The organism is Methylosinus sp. Sm6 (assembly GCF_019802345.1).
Taxonomy (GTDB): domain Bacteria; phylum Pseudomonadota; class Alphaproteobacteria; order Rhizobiales; family Beijerinckiaceae; genus Methylosinus.
In genome coordinates, this window is the sequence record NZ_JAINDZ010000014.1 from 93,012 (window position 1) to 105,720 (window position 12,709).

13 protein-coding genes are annotated in these 12,709 nt (G+C 67.7%); 7 read left to right on the forward strand and 6 right to left on the reverse strand.

The window, feature by feature from the left end; translation table 11 throughout:
• Positions 1–98: 98 nt before the first annotated feature.
• Together K3F48_RS11440 and K3F48_RS11445 are read left to right on the forward strand one after the other, a co-directional pair.
• Entirely contained in the window at positions 99–1,613 is a 1,515-nt protein-coding gene (locus K3F48_RS11440; protein WP_222575571.1) for a COG4223 family protein, read from the forward strand.
• 14 nt (positions 1,614–1,627) lie between these two features.
• Complete coding sequence (locus K3F48_RS11445) at positions 1,628–3,028, forward strand: heme biosynthesis protein HemY (RefSeq protein ID WP_222575572.1); 1,401 nt, start codon at positions 1,628–1,630, stop codon at positions 3,026–3,028.
• Positions 3,029–3,176: 148 nt separating this feature from the next.
• On the opposite strand, the gene K3F48_RS11450 is transcribed toward K3F48_RS11445, so the two are convergent.
• Genes K3F48_RS11450 through K3F48_RS11460 form a run of 3 tightly spaced genes read right to left on the reverse strand, consistent with a single transcriptional unit; the run spans position 3,177 to position 5,550 of the window.
• Entirely contained in the window at positions 3,177–3,758 is a 582-nt protein-coding gene (locus tag K3F48_RS11450; RefSeq protein ID WP_222575573.1) for a Smr/MutS family protein, read from the reverse strand.
• The gene (locus K3F48_RS11455) at positions 3,755–4,852 is read right to left on the reverse strand and encodes an MltA domain-containing protein (RefSeq protein ID WP_222575574.1); all 1,098 of its coding nucleotides are present in this window, start codon (positions 4,850–4,852) and stop codon (positions 3,755–3,757) included. The genes K3F48_RS11450 and K3F48_RS11455 overlap by 4 nt, the downstream gene beginning before the upstream one ends.
• A gap of 8 nt (positions 4,853–4,860) precedes the next feature.
• Entirely contained in the window at positions 4,861–5,550 is a 690-nt protein-coding gene (locus K3F48_RS11460) for a Tim44/TimA family putative adaptor protein (protein WP_222575575.1), read from the reverse strand.
• A 363-nt stretch (positions 5,551–5,913) separates the two neighbouring features.
• Between K3F48_RS11460 and K3F48_RS11465 the strand changes: the two genes are divergently transcribed.
• Both K3F48_RS11465 and secB read left to right on the forward strand, forming a co-directional pair.
• Positions 5,914–6,384, forward strand: a complete 471-nt coding sequence (locus K3F48_RS11465) for an FxsA family protein (RefSeq protein ID WP_222575576.1) — start codon at positions 5,914–5,916, stop codon at positions 6,382–6,384.
• Positions 6,385–6,496: 112 nt separating this feature from the next.
• A complete protein-coding gene (gene secB / locus K3F48_RS11470; protein ID WP_222575577.1) occupies positions 6,497–6,988 on the forward strand; it encodes a protein-export chaperone SecB in 492 nt (163 codons plus the stop codon).
• Positions 6,989–7,007: 19 nt separating this feature from the next.
• Here the strand turns inward: secB and dnaQ are convergent, their stop codons facing one another.
• From dnaQ to K3F48_RS11485, 3 genes are read right to left on the reverse strand one after another with little or no spacing between them, the layout of a single operon-like run.
• Entirely contained in the window at positions 7,008–7,748 is a 741-nt protein-coding gene (dnaQ, locus tag K3F48_RS11475; protein ID WP_222575578.1) for a DNA polymerase III subunit epsilon, read from the reverse strand.
• A 22-nt stretch (positions 7,749–7,770) separates the two neighbouring features.
• On the reverse strand, positions 7,771–8,370 hold the full coding sequence (gene coaE, locus K3F48_RS11480; RefSeq protein ID WP_222575579.1) for a dephospho-CoA kinase: 600 nt from the start codon (positions 8,368–8,370) through the stop codon (positions 7,771–7,773).
• Positions 8,371–8,395: 25 nt separating this feature from the next.
• Positions 8,396–9,028: a Maf family protein gene (locus K3F48_RS11485; protein ID WP_222575580.1), complete on the reverse strand. Its 633-nt coding sequence runs from the start codon at positions 9,026–9,028 to the stop codon at positions 8,396–8,398.
• A 463-nt stretch (positions 9,029–9,491) separates the two neighbouring features.
• On the opposite strand from K3F48_RS11485, the gene hemE reads away from it, so the two are divergent.
• The 3 genes from hemE to rho all read left to right on the forward strand — a co-directional run bounded on the left by hemE (position 9,492) and on the right by rho (position 12,488).
• Complete coding sequence (gene hemE, locus K3F48_RS11490) at positions 9,492–10,526, forward strand: uroporphyrinogen decarboxylase (protein ID WP_222575581.1); 1,035 nt, start codon at positions 9,492–9,494, stop codon at positions 10,524–10,526.
• A gap of 6 nt (positions 10,527–10,532) precedes the next feature.
• Positions 10,533–10,952 (forward strand): protoporphyrinogen oxidase HemJ, encoded by a 420-nt coding sequence (hemJ, locus tag K3F48_RS11495; RefSeq protein WP_222575582.1) that lies wholly within the window; start codon positions 10,533–10,535, stop codon positions 10,950–10,952.
• A 267-nt stretch (positions 10,953–11,219) separates the two neighbouring features.
• Complete coding sequence (rho, locus tag K3F48_RS11500) at positions 11,220–12,488, forward strand: transcription termination factor Rho (protein WP_222575583.1); 1,269 nt, start codon at positions 11,220–11,222, stop codon at positions 12,486–12,488.
• Positions 12,489–12,709: the final 221 nt, after the last annotated feature.

The window sequence follows — 12,709 nt, forward strand, 5'->3', positions numbered from 1 at the left end:
GACCGCGCCTTCGGCTCGCTGCAATGGCGCGCAGCTCCGGATGTTTCGCCTTCCGACGGGCTCGGCTATAAGTAAAGCGCGGCGAGGAGCTCCCCGAAATGGCGCAAGACCCGAAAGACCCCGAAACGCGAGGTTCCGGAGCCGCAGATGCGACCGACGCCGGCCGCCCGGCGGTCGACTCGCCGGCCGAGGCGCCACTCGTCGAGCCAGCAAATTCGGCGCCGCTCGAGGCGTCTGTGGCGCCGCCACGGCGAAAGAACCGCCTCCTTCTGACCTCCGCGGTGGCGGTCCTCGGCCTCGCCGCGACCGCCGGCTCGATCGCGGCCTATCGGTTCCGCGACAAGCACGAGAAGCTCGCGGCCTTCGCCGCCCTCGTCGACGACTATTCCGCAAGGCCTGAGAAGCTCGTCGCCTCGCTGCGCGAAACCAGCGTGAAATGGCTCGGCGACGCCGCGCGGCCGACCAAAAAGCCGCCGGCGCCCGAGCCCAGGCGGGTGGAGCCCGATCGGGTAGAGCCCAAGCAGCAGGTCGAGGCGAAGATCGAGTCCCGGCGCGAGGCCGAAGCCAAGCCTGACGCCAAGCCTGCCGAGCCCGAGACGAATAATGGCGAGCGAATCACCTGGTCCGCGCCGCCGACCTCTGCTCCGCCGCCGCCGCCGCCGCCGCGGCCCGCCGCCCTGACGCCGCCGCCCGTGGCCCCCGCTCCGGAGCAGCCCCCCAAAGCAGTCGCCGCCGCGGCCCCGGAAATCGACGCGAGCGCTCGCGCGGCGGAAGTCGAGGCGCTGACGAAGCGGGTCGAGGAGCTGGCGGCGATCGCCCGCTCGGCTCTCGACCTCGCCGAACAGGCGCGCGCCAGCGCCGACGCGAGCGCGCCCAAAGCGAAGACATCCGATCAGAGCCCGCCGACGCAGGCGTTTCGCGACCTCGGCGACAATGTGAGCGGGCTCGAGGGCCGGATCGACGAGCTCGGCGACGAGGTCAAGGCGCTGCGCGATCGGCTCGACGCCCCGAAGGACGAGACCCGCCTGCCGCGCGAGGCGGTCGCCGAGCCGCCGCCAAGGCCGGCGGAGGCGGCCGACGAGCCCAATCCCGCCGCTCTCGTCGTGATCGCGCATTCTCTGCAGAAAGCGCTGGAGCGCGGCGCGCCCTTCTCCACCGAGCTGGCGGCGCTGGACGCGCAGGGAGCGGACAAGGACGCGCTCGACAAGCTCGCGCCCGTGGCGGACGCCGGCGCGCCGACGCCCCGGGCGCTCAAGGAGGCCTTTCATCCGCTCGTCAAGAGCATGGAGGCGGCCGCCGAGCCGAAGCCGGCGACGGAGGAATCGATCTCCGAGCGTCTGCTGCATCACGCCGCCAAGCTGGTCAAAATGAAAGGGCCGGGCGAGGCCGAGAAGATCGAGATCGCCGATGTCGCGGCGAAGATCGAGCAGGCGCTCGATCATGCCGAGCTCGGCTCCGCGCTCACGGCCTTCGCCGACCTGCCGGAGGAGGCCAGAGCCGTGGCTCGCGACTGGGAGCAGACGGCGCGCCGCCGGCTCGAGGCCGAGAGCGCCGCCGCCGCCATTCTGTCGAGCGCGATCGCGCAGCTCGGCAAGCCCAAGAGCAAGAGCTGAGGACCCCACCGACCATGCTTCGCCTGCTCGTTTTCCTCGCGGCCCTCGCCGCCGTGTCCATCGGCCTCCATTGGCTCGTCGAACAGCCCGGCCACATCATTCTCGAATGGCCCCTCGGCCATGAGTACAAGATCACGCCCGCCGTCGGCGTGCTGGGCGCGATCGGGGCCGTCACGGCCGCCGTCCTCGCGTCGGCGGTCATCGCCTATTTTTATCGCGCGCCGTCTCTGCTCGCGCGGAGCTCGCGATCCAAGCGCCGCGAGAAGGGCTTTCAGGCGCTCTCGCGCGGCATCGTCGCCGCCGGCGCCGGCCATGTCGGCGCGGCCAAGAGGGCGTCGCGAGAGGCCGAGAAACATCTGCCCAAGGAGCCGCTCACCTATCTGCTGAGGGCGCAGATCGCCCAGCTCGAGGGCGACCGCGTCGGCGCGGAGACCGCCTTCCACGAGATGACGCTGCTGTCGGAGACGCGCCTGCTCGGCCTGCGCGGCCTGCATATCGAGGCCAAGCGCCGCAATGACGCCGAGGCCGCTCATCTCTTCGCCGATCAGGCGCATCAGCTCGCGCCCGTGCCCTGGGCCGGCCATGCGCTGCTGGAGCACCATGGCTCCAACGCCAATTGGGAGGAGGCGCGCGTCGCCATCGAGGCCAATCTCAAGGCCAAGGCGATCGACCTCCCCGCCGCGCAGCGCCTGCGGGCCGTGGTCGAGACCGCTCTCGCGATGGAGAAGCAGGTCGATTCGCCGAGCGAGGCGCTGCACCTCGCCCGCCAGGCGGTGAAGCGCGCGCCGAGCCTGGTGCCGGCGCTGGCGCTGATCGGCCGGCTGCTGGCGCGCCATGGCGACAGCGCCAAGGCGCTGAAGCTGCTCGAAAAAGCCTATGCCGAAAATCCGCATCCGGACATTGCCTCCGCTTATCTCGACGCCGCGCCGAGCGAATCCAACGCCGAGCGGCTCGCGCGGGTGAAAAAGCTGGCGCTGGCGGCGCCGAGGGCGACGGAGAGCGGCGTCATCGTCGCGCGCGCGGCGCTGTCGGCGCGGGACTTCGCCACGGCGCGGCGGGCGCTCGCCCCGCTCGTCGCCGAGGGCCAGACGCCGACCGCTCAAGTGTGCCTGCTGATGGCCGAGGTAGAGGACGCCGAGAACGGGCCGAGCGGGCCGGTGCGCGAATGGCTGGCGCGCGGCTCGCGCGCGCCGCGCGATCCGGCCTGGATCGCCGACGGCGTGATCTCCCGCAGCTGGGCGCCGGCTTCGCCGGTCACCGGCAAGCTCGACGCCTTCGTCTGGACGACCCCGCCGGAGCCCATTCGCGGCCCCGCGGAGGATGTCCATGCGGGCATACCCGCCGCCTTTCTCACCCGGCAGGAGCGGCTGCTCGAGGCGGCGGAAATCGAAGCCGAGAGCGGCGCCGCGGAATAACGCCTGCGGCGGCGCCCCTCGAGGCGCCGGCCGCGCGAGCGATCTCTAGAGCATTATCCGATCCATTCGGATCGGATAATGCTCCAGGATTCTTTAAGTTTGAGCGAATTCTGATCGATCGAACGATTCCGTTCGATCGGAAAGCGCTCTAATTGCGCCCGCGGCCGGCGCGCCGGATTTGCACATAGAGCGCGCCCTCGCCGCCGTGATGGCGCGCCGCCTCTCCGAAGCTCACCACCAGCTCGCGCATCTGCGCGCCCTGCAGCCACAGCGGCACGAGCCGCCGCAGCACGCCGCCCTCCTCGTTGCGCGCCCCCTTGCCGGTGACGACAATGGCCAAGCGCGCGCCGCTGGCCTGGGCCCGGCGGAGAAAGGCGACGAGCGCGCTCTGCGCCTCGGCCTGGCGCAGCCCGTGCAGATCGAGCCGCGCCTCCACCTCGAGCGTTCCGCGCCGCAGCTTCGTGCGGGTGCGATGGTCGATGTCGGCGGGCGCCGGCGCCGGCCGCGGCGGCTTTTTCGGAGGCGCGGGCGCGGCGGAGGGCGGCCGGTCCGCAGCGGCGGTCTTCGGCGCCGCATCCTCGGCGCCCGAGGCCGGCGAGGACGCCCGCCGGCGGGAGCGTCCGGGCGTCGGCCGCACATCCGCCGTCACCTTGCGCCATAGCTCCGTCTCTTCGGGCGTCAGACTGCGCGCGCGGCCGCGCCGGGGATCTCGGGCCGGCGGCTCGTTCACGGACCGGCCTCCGCGGCCTTCGGCAGCAGCACGACGAAATCGGCGGAATGGCGCACGCGGCCGGCCCGCGCGCCGGCCTCGTCGCCCGAGCCGAAGAAGAGATCGGCGCGCGCCGGACCCACTATCGCCGAGCCCGTGTCCTGCGCGATCATCAGCCGCTCGAATTTCCCCTCGGGAAGCGCGGCGGCGATCCAGAACGGCAGGCCATAGGCCCAGATCGAGCGATCGACGGCGATGGAGCGCAATGGCGCAAGCGGCACGCCGGCGCCGCCGATGGGGCCGATGCGCCGCTGCGGCGACTCATCGGCGCGGAAGAAGACGAAGGAGCGATTCTCCTGCATCAGCAGCGCGCCGGGTTCGCCCGCCCCCGCGCCCATGGCGCGGATCGTCGCCTTCAGCGCGTCGAGCGACATGTCCTCGGCCCGCACGATCCCTCGCTCGATCAGCAGCCGGCCGATCGACGTATAGGGGCGGCCGTTGCGGCCATCGTAAGTGAACGGCAGCTCGCGCCCGTCGGGAAAGCGCAGGCGCCCGGAGCCCTGCACTTGCAAGAGGAACAGCTCGACCCGATCGCGCAGAAAGGCGATCGGCCGCAGCGCTCCGGCCTCCGGCCCGTCCTCCAGCGCGCGCCTGTCGGGATAGGGCTCGAGTCGGCCGTCGGACCGGCGCCGCGCACTGGTCAGCGCCTCGCCGTTCTCGCCCGCGATCGGCGAGTCGTTCAGCGTGACGAGATCGGACGGGCGCGCCGGGACGGGCGTGCGGAAGCCGTCGTCCGGGGCCGCGCGCGCCGCGATGACGGGCTCGTAATAAGCGGTGACGAAGCCGTTGGCGCGCACCCTGTGCGGATGAAAGCTCCGCTCGAAGAACGACCGCGCCGCATCCGCAGACTGCGCCGCCGCATGATCGGCGAGCGCTTCGCGGCAGACGCGCAGCAGAGCCGCGTCCGGCCCGACGCCCGGCCGCAGGATCGGAACGCCAGCGGCCATCGCATCCGCCGACCGGCGAAAGACGCGAAAGGCCTCGCAAAGATTGTCCAGGGAGAAGCCGGCGAGCGCGTCGAAGGCGATCGGCTCGAGATCAACGGGCGAACCCACGCCCGGCCCTAGTGGATCGTTTCGGTCGCGACCAGCTTCCAATTCGGATCGCGCGAGGAAATATCGCGCGCGAATGTCCACAGATCGGTGATCTCGATCGGCCGCTCGGCGTCGCCTTCGATCACGACGCCGGCGTTGTCGCGGCGCGCCGAGATCAGCTTCACGGCGAAGCGAATGGTGACCTGCGCCCGGCCGCGCTCGACCTGGGCGTCCTCGACGCCCGCCTTTTCGATCGTCACGACCTTGGCCTCGGCCGTTTCGCCGCGCGATTCCCGCGCCGCGATCGCCTCGGCGAAGCTGTCATAAACGTCCTTGGCGAGGAGATTGCGCAAGAGTTCCCGATCGCCCTTGGCGAAAGCCTCGACCACGAGCTCATAGGCCTTCTTCGCGCCTTCGACGAAGGTCTGGGCGTCGAAGGCGCGATCCGCGGCGGCGATCACGTCGAGACCCGACCAGCCCTTGCTGCCCGGCTCGGCGAGACCGTCCCAGCGGTTCTGATTTGCCGGGGGCGGGGAGAAGCCCGGGCCGGGCGGCTGAGGCGCGAGGCCGATACGTCGGCCGGGAGACGGGAAGCGGCCGGCGGCGGAGTTCTCGCGGTCGGTGCGGACGCCGAGGACCGACCACAATTTCCACACCACGAAGGCCGCGAGCGCAGCGAGCACGAGGATCGACGGATCAAAAGGTTCATTGGCCGGCAAAGGGCGTCTCCCGGGCGGAAGGATTGTCGCGTATCATGTCGCAACCCAAATGTCACGAATCAACCCCCGTCGGCGCAGGGTAATCGGGTGAAGGACTACAACCCCATCACCCTCGTCCTGAGGAGCCTGCGAAGCGGGCGTCTCGAAGGGGCGGCAACGGGGAGAAACCTTTGACTGCGCCCCGCGGCCGTCCTTCGTGACGCCGCCTCCGGCGGCTCCTCAGGACGAGGGTTGGGGGGCAAGCGTTCTTCCGCCCGCCGCGGGAGCCGGGCCGAGCGGCGGGTGGGCTCGGCCGGATCTGGCGGAAAATGGCGGAAGGCGAAGCGCGGGACAGTCGCAGGCCTGCGGAAGCGGAGGACGATCTTGAATAAATCGAAGCTCGTCGCTTACGTCCTGGCGGCCTGGCTCGTCGTCGAGATCCTGGCCTTCGTCTTCGTCGTCGAGGTGCTCGGCGTGATCGCCGCCATCGTGCTCGGCGTCGGCACGACGCTGCTCGGCCTCGCCGATGTGAAGCGGCTGTATCTCTATTTGCGCCAGCGCCTCGCCGAGCCGCATGGCGAGACCGGACGCTCCGGCAATCTGCTCGAGGGCGGCATCGAAGCGGTGGGCAGCCTGCTGTTGATCCTGCCCGGCTTCGCCTCCGATCTCGTCGGCCTCGCTTTGAAGGCGCCCTCCGTCCGCGCGCGCCTCGCCGATCGCATCCGCGGCAAGGTCGTGGAGGAGAAGGGACCGAGGACCATCGATCTCGCTCCGACCGAATGGAAGGCCGTCACCGAGGAAAAGCGCAAACGCCGGCCTCCCGCCCGGCGCGCGCCGGGCGCCGGCCCCGCGTGACTCCCGCTCCGAATCTCATTGTCGCCCGCAGGGAGGCGTGTTAGGCGGGCGCCAGGCGAGGGACGATCCCGTTCGCGCCGTTCGGGAGCCGAAATCGGCAAGGAGCTCAACGATGACCGACACGAATGGAAGCGGCGCCGCCCCCGCCTCGGAAGGGCCCGCGCTCAATATTCTCGTGCAATATGTGAAAGATCTCTCTTTCGAGAATCCCAATGCGCCGCGCTCGCTCGGCCCGCGCGACTCGGCGCCGAACATCGGCATTCAGGTGAATGTCAACGCCAAGCAGCTCGCCCCGAATGATTTCGAGGTCTCCGTGACGCTCGAGGCCTCCGCCGGCGAGGGCGCGGATCTGATGTTCAAATTCGAGCTCGATTATTGCGGCGTGTTCCGCCTGCTGAACATTCCGCAGGAGCAGCTTCATCCGATCGTGATGATCGAATGCCCGCGGCTGCTGTTCCCCTTCGTGCGCCAGATCGTCGCCGATGCGACGCGCAATGGGGGCTTTCCGCCGCTCTATATCGATCCGATCGACTTTTTGGCGCTCTATCAGCAGCGCGCGGCGCAATTCGCGCAGGAACAGCAGTCCCCCGCCAACGCCAATTGAGCCGCGGCGCCGAACCGCGTCAGGCGCTGCGGGCGGCGAGAGCCGCCTCGGCGGCCGGCGCGTCGGGCTCCGGCGTCGCATAAAAGCGCCAGATCGGCTCCTGAGCGAGCGCGGTGATGAATTTCGCGTGCGCCGCGCGCTCTTCCGCCGATAGGCGCGGCGCCAGCGGGACGGGACGGCCGCGCAGCAGATCAACGCCGAGCTCCTCCGCCTCCGCCGTCACCGCGCTCTGCAGCACCAGCGCCGACTGGCGTCCGCCCATCAGCTCCGCATAGACCTCGGCGAGCAGATAGGAATCGAGCAGAGCGCCATGCTTGTCGCGCCGTGAGGCGTCCACGCCATAGCGCTGACAGAGCGCGTCCAATGAATTGGCGGCGCCGGGATGGCGCCGTCGCGCAATGGCGAGAGTGTCGACGACGCGCTCCGCCTCGATCGCCGGCCGGCCGAGAGCGGCGAGCTCGGCGTTGACGAAGCGCATGTCGAATTCGGCGTTATGTGCGACGAGCTGCGCGTCGGCGACGAATTCGAGAAAGGAGTCCGCGATCTCGCGGAACTTCTTCTGTCCGGTCAGAAAGGCGGTCGAGAGCCCGTGCACGCGGAACGCCTCTTCCGGCATGTCGCGTTCGGGATCGAGATAGAAGTGAAAGGTGCGGCCGGTCGGAATGAGATTGGATATCTCGACGGCGCCGATCTCGACGATGCGATGGCCCTTGGCCGGATCGAGGCCGGTCGTCTCCGTATCGAAGACGATCTCGCGCATGCAACGCCCCTTTTGAAAATGCTCACCGCGCCTTCGCTTCGCGCGATCTCAGCTCCTTTAGAATTAGCCGAACCTGCTCGCGGGCGAAATCGGGTCCGCGATCACTATGAACAACGAAATCGGCCCGGCGGCGCTTTTCCTCATCCGGGATCTGCTTGGCGAGAATCGCCGCGAATTTTTCCTCGGTCATGCCCGGACGCGCCAGCACTCTCTCGCGCTGAACGGCCCGCGGCGCCGTGACCACGACGATGGCGTCGACATCATCGTCGCCGCCCGTCTCGAACAGCAAGGGAATGTCGAAGAGAACGAGGCGGTCGCCGGCGCGACGCCGCTCCTCGACGAAGGCCTTGCGCTTCTCCAGCACGATCGGATGAACGAGCGCCTCGAGCCGGCGCAGCGCCTCCGGGTCGCCGAGCACGCGCGCCGCGAGCTTGGCGCGATCGACGACGCCGTCGACGAGCGTCCCCGGAAACAGCATCTCTATGCGCGCGGCGTCCGGGCCGCTGTAGATTTCATGCACCGCGCGGTCCGAATCATAGACGGGCACGCCCTCGGCGCGGAACATGTCGGCCGTGGTTGTTTTGCCCATGCCGATCGAGCCGGTGAGGCCGATGGTCAGCATGGCGGGCGCCCCTCTTTTCGCGCGCTCATGACAGAAGGACGCCTTCGCGCCGCAGCGCGGCGAGGAGAGGGGTCAGCGGCAGGCCGAGAATGGTCCAATGATCGCCGGAGATTTGCTCGAAGAGATGAATGCCGAGGCCTTCGATCTGATAGGCGCCGGCGCTCGAAGTGACGCGCGCGCCGACGACGTCGAGATAATGGGCCAGAAACGCCTCCGAAAAGACGCGCATCGTGAGATCGGCATGCGCCACGATCTCGAGCAGAAGGCCGCCGTCTCGGGCGAGCGCCAAAGCCGAATGGAGCCGATGCGTCCGGCCGGAGAGAAAGCGGAGCTGATCGGCGGCGGCGGCGATATCGGCCGGCTTGCCGAATCGGCGGCCCTCGCAGCTCGCCACCTGATCGGCGCCGATCACCAGCGCGCCGGGACGGAGAGCGGAGACGACGAGGGCCTTTTCACGCGCGAGCCGCGCGGCGATGTCGTCCGGCCCGCCGCCCGCCGCCGCCACTTGCGCCTCGATCGCGCGTTCGTCGACATCGGCCGGCTGAACGACGAAAGCCGCGCCGGTCTGCTGCAGAGCAAGCCGTCGCGCCTCGCTCTGGGAAGCGAGCACCAGGGGCGCCGAGCCGCGCCAGAGAGATTCGCCGGCCGCACTGATCATCACGCTCTCCTCGCGGAAAAGGATTCACAATGCCGAGGCGAAGCTCGGCATAGCGGGGATAAAACCCCGCGCTACGGGGCCTATTGTGAACAGCTGCGCATATCGATAGCCGCCGATCAACAGGCGACGCGACGGGCGCCGAAAAGCGGGAGTGTGGCTATGGCTGGTGGAATTCTCCACGGTCCAGGATCCATCCGCAGGCGTCGTCTTCTTTAAACATTTGTTTAGACATGGGGTTATGCGACATTTTCAACAGATGTGGACAATGCGTCTACAGTGGCGTCCATGGTACGTAGGTTGTGGACAAAAGGTTGACGAAAATTAACCTCCGTCAACAAACGGTAAATAAAATCAAAAAAATCTCTTAAAGATTGAATTTTGTTTTTGTGTCGATTTGAGATAGCTCCTCTTCCGGGATGCATGGCGCGTTCCTCGAGGCCGCGAGACGATGGAGCCGAGCGAAATGGGTGAGGAGAAGCCGCTCATCGCGGCGCTGCGGGGCGAGGCGCTCGATATTCCGCCGATCTGGCTGATGCGCCAGGCCGGGCGCTATCTGCCCGAATATCGCGAGCTGCGCGCCCGCGCCGGGAGCTTTCTCGACACTTGCTACAATCCCGAGGTCGCGGCGCGGATCACGCTGCAGCCGATCGAGCGCTTCGGCTTCGACGCCGCCATTCTGTTCAGCGATATTCTCGTCGTTCCCGATGCGCTGGGGCAGAAGGTCTCGTTCGAATCCGGCCATGGTCCGAAGCTCGAGCCGATCGCCGAGCCCAAAGATCTGGATCGGCTCGCGCCGGCGTTCGACGCCGATCGACTGGCGCCGGTCTATCAGACGATCGAGCGGGTGAAGCGGGAGCTGCCGGAGACGGTCGCCTTCATCGGCTTTTGCGGCGCGCCTTGGACAGTGGCGAGCTATATGATCGCCGGCGAGGGCACGCCGGATCAAGCGCCGGCGCGGCTGTTCGCCTATCGTCATCCGCAGGCCTTCGCCCGGCTGATCGATCGGCTAATCGAGGCTTCGGTCGCTTATCTCACGCGCCAGATCGACGCCGGCGTCGAGACAGTGCAGCTGTTCGACAGCTGGGCCGGCGTGCTGCCGCCGCAGGAATTCGAGCGCTGGGTCGTCTCGCCATTGCGGCGGATCATCGCCGAGTTGAAGCAGCAGCGCCCTTCGGTCCCGATCATCGCCTTTGTCCGCGGCGCGGGGCCGCATCTCGGCGATCTCGCAAAGCGTCTCGGCGCCGATGCGCTCGGCCTCGACACCTCGACGCCGCCGCAATGGGCCATCGGCGAGGTTCCGGCCAGCGTGACGCTGCAGGGCAATCTGGATCCGCTGGCTCTCGTCGCCGGCGGCGAGGCGCTGGACCGGCAGATCGACGAGATTTCGAGCGCCTTCGCAGGTCGCCCGCATATTTTCAATCTCGGCCATGGCGTGCTTCCGGAGACGCCGCTCGCCCATATCGCGCGGCTCGTCGAGCGCGTCCGCAACAGAGGATAGTCAACCATGTATTTGTGGATCAAAGCGCTTCATGTGATCGCCATCATCGCCTGGATGGCCGCTCTGCTCTATCTGCCGCGGCTCTTCGTCAATCACGCCGAGGTCGGGACCGGTCCGCAGGCGGAACGGTTCAAGAAGATGGAGCGCGGGCTCGTGCGCATCATCATGGCGCCGGCGATGGGCGTCGCCTGGCTGGCGGGGCTGGCGCTCATTTATCTCGGCGAGTTCCGCGGCGCCGGCTGGCTGCACGCCAAGCTTGCTCTGGTCGTGCTGCTGACCGCGGCGCATTTTTATTTCGGCTATCTGACCCGCGTCTTCGCCCGCGACGGCAATACGCGCCCGGCGGGTTTTTATCGCGCGATCAACGAGCTTCCGACGGTTCTGATGATCGGCATCGTGATCCTGGTGATCGTGAAGCCTTTCTGACGCGCGTCTCGAGCACGGCCGCGCGCCAAAATCGCGCGGCCGAACAGCCCGATGCTTGACGCAATTCACACATTCGTCATCGCCCGTTCTTCATTCGTCTTGCGTTCTTCGGCAAAACGGACTAATTGCTGAATCGCCCACCTCAGGCAGATTGTCGTCCACACGACAGCCGGACCACGACCGGCGCCCCGGGACTTTCCTTCCCGCATCTCTGCCGTGTCCCCGCAGCCCCACCTGCCGCCAAAATTTCGTCGAGGATTGTCCCACATGGGGGAAATCAAGCTTCAGGACCTGAAGTCCAAGTCTGCTGCCGAGCTTCTCGCCTTCGCCGAGGAGCATGAAGTCGAGAACGCCTCGCTGATGCGGCGGCAGGAACTGCTGTTCGCGATTCTGAAGCAGTTCGCCGGCCGGGAGGTCGAGATCGTCGGCGAGGGCGTCGTCGAGGTGCTGCAGGACGGCTTTGGCTTCCTGCGCTCGCCGGACGCCAATTATCTCGCCGGTCCCGACGACATCTATGTCTCGCCCTCGCAGATTCGCCGCTTCGGCCTGCGCACCGGCGACACTGTGGAAGGGATGATCCGCAGCCCGAAGGAAGGCGAACGCTATTTCGCGCTGCTCAAGGTCAATTCGATCAATTTCGAGGACCCGGAGAAGATCCGTCACAAGGTCCCCTTCGACAATCTGACGCCGCTCTATCCGGACGAGCGGCTGAAGCTCGAGATCGAGGACCCGACCCGCAAGGATCTGTCCGCGCGCGTCATCGATCTCGTCGCGCCGATCGGCAAGGGCCAGCGCGCGCTGGTCGTCGCGCCGCCGCGCACCGGCAAGACCGTGCTGCTGCAGAACATCGCACAGTCGATCACCACCAATCATCCGGAATGTTATCTGATCGTTCTGCTGATCGACGAGCGTCCGGAGGAAGTGACCGACATGCAGCGCTCCGTGCGCGGCGAGGTCGTGTCCTCGACCTTCGACGAGCCGGCTGTGCGCCATGTGCAAGTCGCCGAAATGGTGATCGAGAAGGCCAAGCGCCTCGTCGAGCATCGGCGCGACGTGGTGATCCTGCTCGATTCGATCACCCGTCTCGGCCGCGCCTACAACACCGTCGTTCCGTCCTCCGGCAAGGTGCTGACCGGCGGCGTCGACGCCAACGCCCTGCAGCGGCCCAAGCGCTTCTTCGGGGCCGCGCGCAATATCGAAGAGGGCGGCTCGCTGACGATCATCGCGACGGCGCTGATCGACACTGGTTCGCGCATGGACGAAGTGATTTTCGAAGAGTTCAAGGGCACCGGCAATTCGGAGATCATTCTCGACAGAAAAGTTTCCGACAAGCGCGTGTTCCCGGCGATCGACATCACCCGCTCCGGCACCCGCAAGGAAGAGCTGCTGGTGCCGTCGGACATCCTCAAGAAGATGTATGTGCTGCGCCGCATCCTCAATCCGATGGGCACGGTCGACGCCATCGAGTTCCTGCTCGGCAAGCTGCGCGAGACGCCGAAAGGCAACGCCGCTTTCTTCGATTCGATGAACACCTGACGCGCGAGGCTTTCGCCCGGGAGAGCGTTCAGTCGATCGGCTGCGTCCGTATCGCCTGTCGCTAGTCGCAAGCGCCGCTGGAGCAAGATCTCGAGGAGATGGAAGGCTGGAGCGTCGGCGCCGACAGGCGCGCGGCGCCGCGGCCTCTGGCCAGAGCTGACGAGCTTCCGCCTGTAAACCCTTTCGAACCGCGGTGAATTTTTATAGAGCGACACGGCGAG

Coding starts and splice junctions, on each gene's coding strand:
- hemE (WP_222575581.1), top strand. CDS start 9,492: ATGGGTGAGGAGAAGCCGCTCATCGCGGCGCTGCGGGGCGAGGCGCTC.
- rho (WP_222575583.1), top strand. CDS start 11,220: ATGGGGGAAATCAAGCTTCAGGACCTGAAGTCCAAGTCTGCTGCCGAG.
- K3F48_RS11445 (WP_222575572.1), top strand. CDS start 1,628: ATGCTTCGCCTGCTCGTTTTCCTCGCGGCCCTCGCCGCCGTGTCCATC.
- secB (WP_222575577.1), top strand. CDS start 6,497: ATGACCGACACGAATGGAAGCGGCGCCGCCCCCGCCTCGGAAGGGCCC.
- dnaQ (WP_222575578.1), bottom strand. CDS start 7,748: ATGCGCGAGATCGTCTTCGATACGGAGACGACCGGCCTCGATCCGGCC.
- K3F48_RS11440 (WP_222575571.1), top strand. CDS start 99: ATGGCGCAAGACCCGAAAGACCCCGAAACGCGAGGTTCCGGAGCCGCA.
- coaE (WP_222575579.1), bottom strand. CDS start 8,370: ATGCTGACCATCGGCCTCACCGGCTCGATCGGCATGGGCAAAACAACC.
- hemJ (WP_222575582.1), top strand. CDS start 10,533: ATGTATTTGTGGATCAAAGCGCTTCATGTGATCGCCATCATCGCCTGG.
- K3F48_RS11485 (WP_222575580.1), bottom strand. CDS start 9,028: ATGATCAGTGCGGCCGGCGAATCTCTCTGGCGCGGCTCGGCGCCCCTG.